The organism is Streptomyces sp. NPDC050263 (genome assembly GCF_040655955.1).
GTDB lineage: Bacteria > Actinomycetota > Actinomycetes > Streptomycetales > Streptomycetaceae > Streptomyces.
In genome coordinates this window covers 1-3,577 of sequence record NZ_JBFAKW010000254.1, presented here as the reverse complement: position 1 = coordinate 3,577, position 3,577 = coordinate 1, and the positions used below count along the sequence as shown (strand labels likewise).

Annotated in this window: 3 protein-coding genes and 2 pseudogenes; 3 read left to right on the top strand and 2 right to left on the bottom strand. The window is 68.0% G+C overall.

Annotated elements, in window-relative coordinates; translation table 11 throughout:
• Nucleotides 1-58: 58 nt before the first annotated feature.
• Nucleotides 59-367 (bottom strand): Rieske 2Fe-2S domain-containing protein, encoded by a 309-nt coding sequence (locus AB0J04_RS45590; protein ID WP_363174628.1) that lies wholly within the window; start codon nt 365-367, stop codon nt 59-61.
• Nucleotides 364-1,890: an NAD(P)/FAD-dependent oxidoreductase gene (locus AB0J04_RS45585; RefSeq protein ID WP_363174627.1), complete on the bottom strand. Its 1,527-nt coding sequence runs from the start codon at nt 1,888-1,890 to the stop codon at nt 364-366. The genes AB0J04_RS45590 and AB0J04_RS45585 overlap by 4 nt, the downstream gene beginning before the upstream one ends.
• A gap of 481 nt (nt 1,891-2,371) precedes the next feature.
• On the opposite strand from AB0J04_RS45585, the pseudogene AB0J04_RS45580 reads away from it, so the two are divergent.
• From AB0J04_RS45580 to AB0J04_RS45570, 3 genes and pseudogenes are all read left to right on the top strand, one after another.
• A pseudogene (locus AB0J04_RS45580) lies at nt 2,372-2,668 on the top strand (urease subunit gamma); the annotation flags it as partial.
• The gene (locus AB0J04_RS45575) at nt 2,645-3,148 is read left to right on the top strand and encodes an urease subunit beta (protein ID WP_363174629.1); all 504 of its coding nucleotides are present in this window, start codon (nt 2,645-2,647) and stop codon (nt 3,146-3,148) included. The pseudogene AB0J04_RS45580 and the gene AB0J04_RS45575, both read left to right, overlap by 24 nt.
• Nucleotides 3,145-3,486 (top strand): annotated as a pseudogene (locus AB0J04_RS45570) (urease subunit alpha); the annotation flags it as partial. The gene AB0J04_RS45575 and the pseudogene AB0J04_RS45570, both read left to right, overlap by 4 nt.
• Nucleotides 3,487-3,577: the final 91 nt, after the last annotated feature.

The window sequence follows — 3,577 nt, the reverse complement described above, 5'->3', positions numbered from 1 at the left end:
TCGCCCGGGAGCAGGAGTACGAACTGCAGTCGGATACGATGACACTCGCCGCATAACATCACGAACTGGTGTCCACTTCTCGGGGGGAACCCCCCTCCTCGCGCACCCGGCCGCACCGGCTGAGGTCGGCGCCCATGTGGCAGCACTGGCTGTCGATCATCCCGACCTGCCCGCCACGTGTGCGGAACAGCGCGTATCGCCGGGCCATGTAGGTGACGGGGACCACCTGGCCGGGGCGAAGATGCCGGCTGAACCGGGCGAAGTACCAGCCGGTGGGACATGGGTCCTGCCGTCCTTCGCCCCCGAAGAGAAGCAGATGGTCAAGTTCCCGGTCGTACGGCTGTGGCCTGGGGCGCCGCCTGGTCATGCGGTGATTCCTTCCTCATCCGCCGGGAAGCTGCCTTCCGCCGCTGCCCGGGGTGCGGGCACGGGGGCAGGGGCGGAGGGTGCGCGGCAGGTGTAGGCAGCGGCATCGAAGCGGTTCAGCGAGCGGGTGAGCCGGCCGGTGGACCAGGGCCAGCAGAAGGTGTTCCGACCGCTGGAGTGGAAGTAGTAGCTGGAGCACCCGCCCGCGTTGTACACGGTGGTCCGCAGTGCTTCCTGGACCGCGGTGTTGTAGGCGGCCTGGACAGCTGGTCTGACGGCCATGGCGGCGTGGCCTTCGCGGCGCAGGTGCCTGAGTGCGGCAGCCAGGTAGGCGAGTTGGGCTTCGAGGACGCTGATGGCGGAGGTGGAGCCGGAAAGGAGGTTGGGGCCCAGGAGGAGAAAGAGGTTGGGGAACCCGCTGATGCTGGTGCCGAGGTATGCCTGAGGACCATCCCCGGCCCAGGTTTCGTGCAGCGTCCGGCCTGCCGCGCCGTGCACGTTGCGGGCCAGCGGCAGCTCGCCGACGCGGAAGCCGGTGGCGGTGATCACCACGTCGGCCTCGACCGCGGTGCCGTCGGCACCGGTGAGGTGTCGGCCCCGTACACAGGACAGAGCGGTGGGGTGGAGGTGGACATGGGGCTGGACCAGGGCCGGGTAGAACGTGCTCGACGTCAGCAGACGCTTGCAGCCCAGGCGGTAGTCGGGCGTCAGCGCCCGGCGCAGCTCCGGGTCACGGACCGTGAGACGCAGATGAGCCTTGGCCGCGGCCTGGAGCGGGCCTGCCAGCCGTGGGTGGCGGAGAACGTAGCCGAGGCCCTCTTGCAGGCCGTACTGGCCAGCCCGCAGGATGCGCCGCACGCCCGGAATGCGGTCCAAACTCCAGTTGATGGCCTCGGGAACCGGCAGGTCGGGCTTGGGCAGCAGCCACTGTGGGGTGCGCTGGAAGAGGTGTACGGCCGCCGCCCGGTCCTCGATGGCCGGGACGAGCTGGACAGCGGAGGCGCCACTGCCGACGACGGCCACACGTCGGCCCGTGAGATCTACGGAGTGGTCCCATTCAGCGGTGTGGAACACCGGCCCGGGGAACTCGTCCAAACCCGGCACATCGAGCCGCCGTGGCTCATGCCACGGTCCGGTGGCCAGGACCAGAACCCTGGCGCGGTACTCGCCGTCGGTGGTCTGCACAAGCCAGCGCCCCGTGTTCTGGTCCCACCGGGCCTCAACGACATGGACGCCGTACCGCAGCACCTCACCGACTCCGTACCGTTCCGCGGTCGTTCGCAGGTAGTCATGGATCTCCCGCTGCCCGGCGAAGGTCCTGCTCCACCGCGGGTTGGGGGTGAAGGAGTAGGAGTACAGCGAGGACGGGACATCGCAGGCGCACCCCGGGTAGGTGTTCTCCCGCCAGGTTCCCCCGAGCTGCGACGCCTTCTCCAGCACCACAAGGTCACGCCAGCCTTCCTGGCGCAGCCGGATCGCGGCACCGATGCCGGAGAACCCGGCGCCGACCACCACCGCCTGCACATTCCCGCCCCCGCGCGGCCGGGCATCACGTGCGGGCTCAGGCAGAAACGACACAGTTCCCCCATGGCGTCAAGAACCGCGAGGCCCTCCCCGGGACCCTGCGGCAGGCCCAGTGTGGGGGAAACCGGAAGGACGCCGTCAGGGCGTGAAACCGGCGCACGAGCGAAGTGGTGAGCGCCCCGGAGGGCGCGCGGAAAGGAAACGCTCCGGCCCAGGACACGCTCGAAGTGCCAGTCCCAGGTAGCCGCCCAACGCACAGAATTCGTCCGCGATTTCGAGACCGGGCTTCTCCTGTCCGGCGGGGTGAAAACGGAGGACTCCGCGGATTCACCAGATGGTGTAGATCAACCGCCGTTCGGTCGTCTCGCCGTTCTTCCCCGCTGATGCTCGTAGAGCGGCCGTCGCCTTCCGGGGGGAACGGTGTGCGTGACGTTGGCATGCCCGGCCGCACGCACCGTCCGACCAACAGAGACGAGTCATCGTGCATTTGACTCCGCATGAGCAGGAGCGCTTGCTGATCCATGTCGCGGCCGACGTGGCACGAAGGCGCTGTGACCGAGGGCTGCTTCTCAACTATCCCGAGACGATGGCCCTGCTGACCGTTCACGTCTTCGAGGGGGCGCGCGACGGTAAGACAGTCAGCGACATCATGGACTCGGGCCGACGGGTGCTCACCCGTGACGACGTGATGGACGGCGTCCCAGAGATGATCAAGAACGTCCAGGTGGAGGCGACCTTCCCGGACGGCACCAAGCTGGTCACCATTCACGACCCCATCCCGGAGGCCACGGAGGAACCCGAGGTCTACCCGGGCAAGGTCGAACACCCTCAGCCGGCGAGCAGGCCGCAGTGCCCGGTCGACTGCGACGACGCCGACGCATCCGACTGTTGTGATGCGGGCGAGGACGCCGCGTCCTGGCACGAGGCGATCGCGTTCAACAAGCACCTGCAGGGCGACAAAAAGACGATCAAGGTCAGGAACGCCTCCGACCGCCCCATCCAGGTCGGCTCCCACTACCACTTCGCCGAGGTCAACCCCGGCCTCAAGGTGATCGAGAACCCCGTCGGCACGCCCGTGAGCGATGACCAGCTCATGGACTGCGCCGAGGCGAAAGGGCGACGGCTCAACATCGCCGCGGGCACATCCGTACGGTTCGAACCAGGCGATGTGTGTTGCGTCGAGCTGGTGAAGATCGAGGGCGACGCCAAGAGCGACACCAGCAAGATCCAGGGACTGCGCGAGGGGATCGTCCGATGAGCAGCCAGCCGCGGCAGACTGGCCCGCACAGGCCGAGCAACTTGCTGAAGCGGGCGGACTACACCGCTCTGTACGGGCCCACCACCAAGGACCGCGTCCGCCTCGCCGACACCGATCTCACCATCGAGATCGAAGCCGACTGGAGCGGCGGACCGCAGCACAGCGGCAACGAAATGATCTTCGGTGGCGGGAAGGTGATCCGGGAGTCGATGGGCATGTCCCACATCCCGAGGGACGGGGGCGGCGACGAGCTCCGCCTCCCTGTGGACACCGTCATCACGGGGGCGCTGATCCTCGACTGGTGGGGTGTGGTCAAGGCCGACGTCGGCATCAGGGACTCTGCTGCGCAATTCGTTCAGGCGGAGAGTCGGTAGCTGAGCCGTTCGAGTCTGCTGCTGCGGCGGGTCCGGTCGAGGGGGCCTGTGGTCC

What these genes read in the sequence shown, in the direction of transcription:
- AB0J04_RS45590 (WP_363174628.1), bottom strand. Translation starts at nt 367, where the DNA reads ATGACCAGGCGGCGCCCCAGGCCACAGCCGTACGACCGGGAACTTGAC.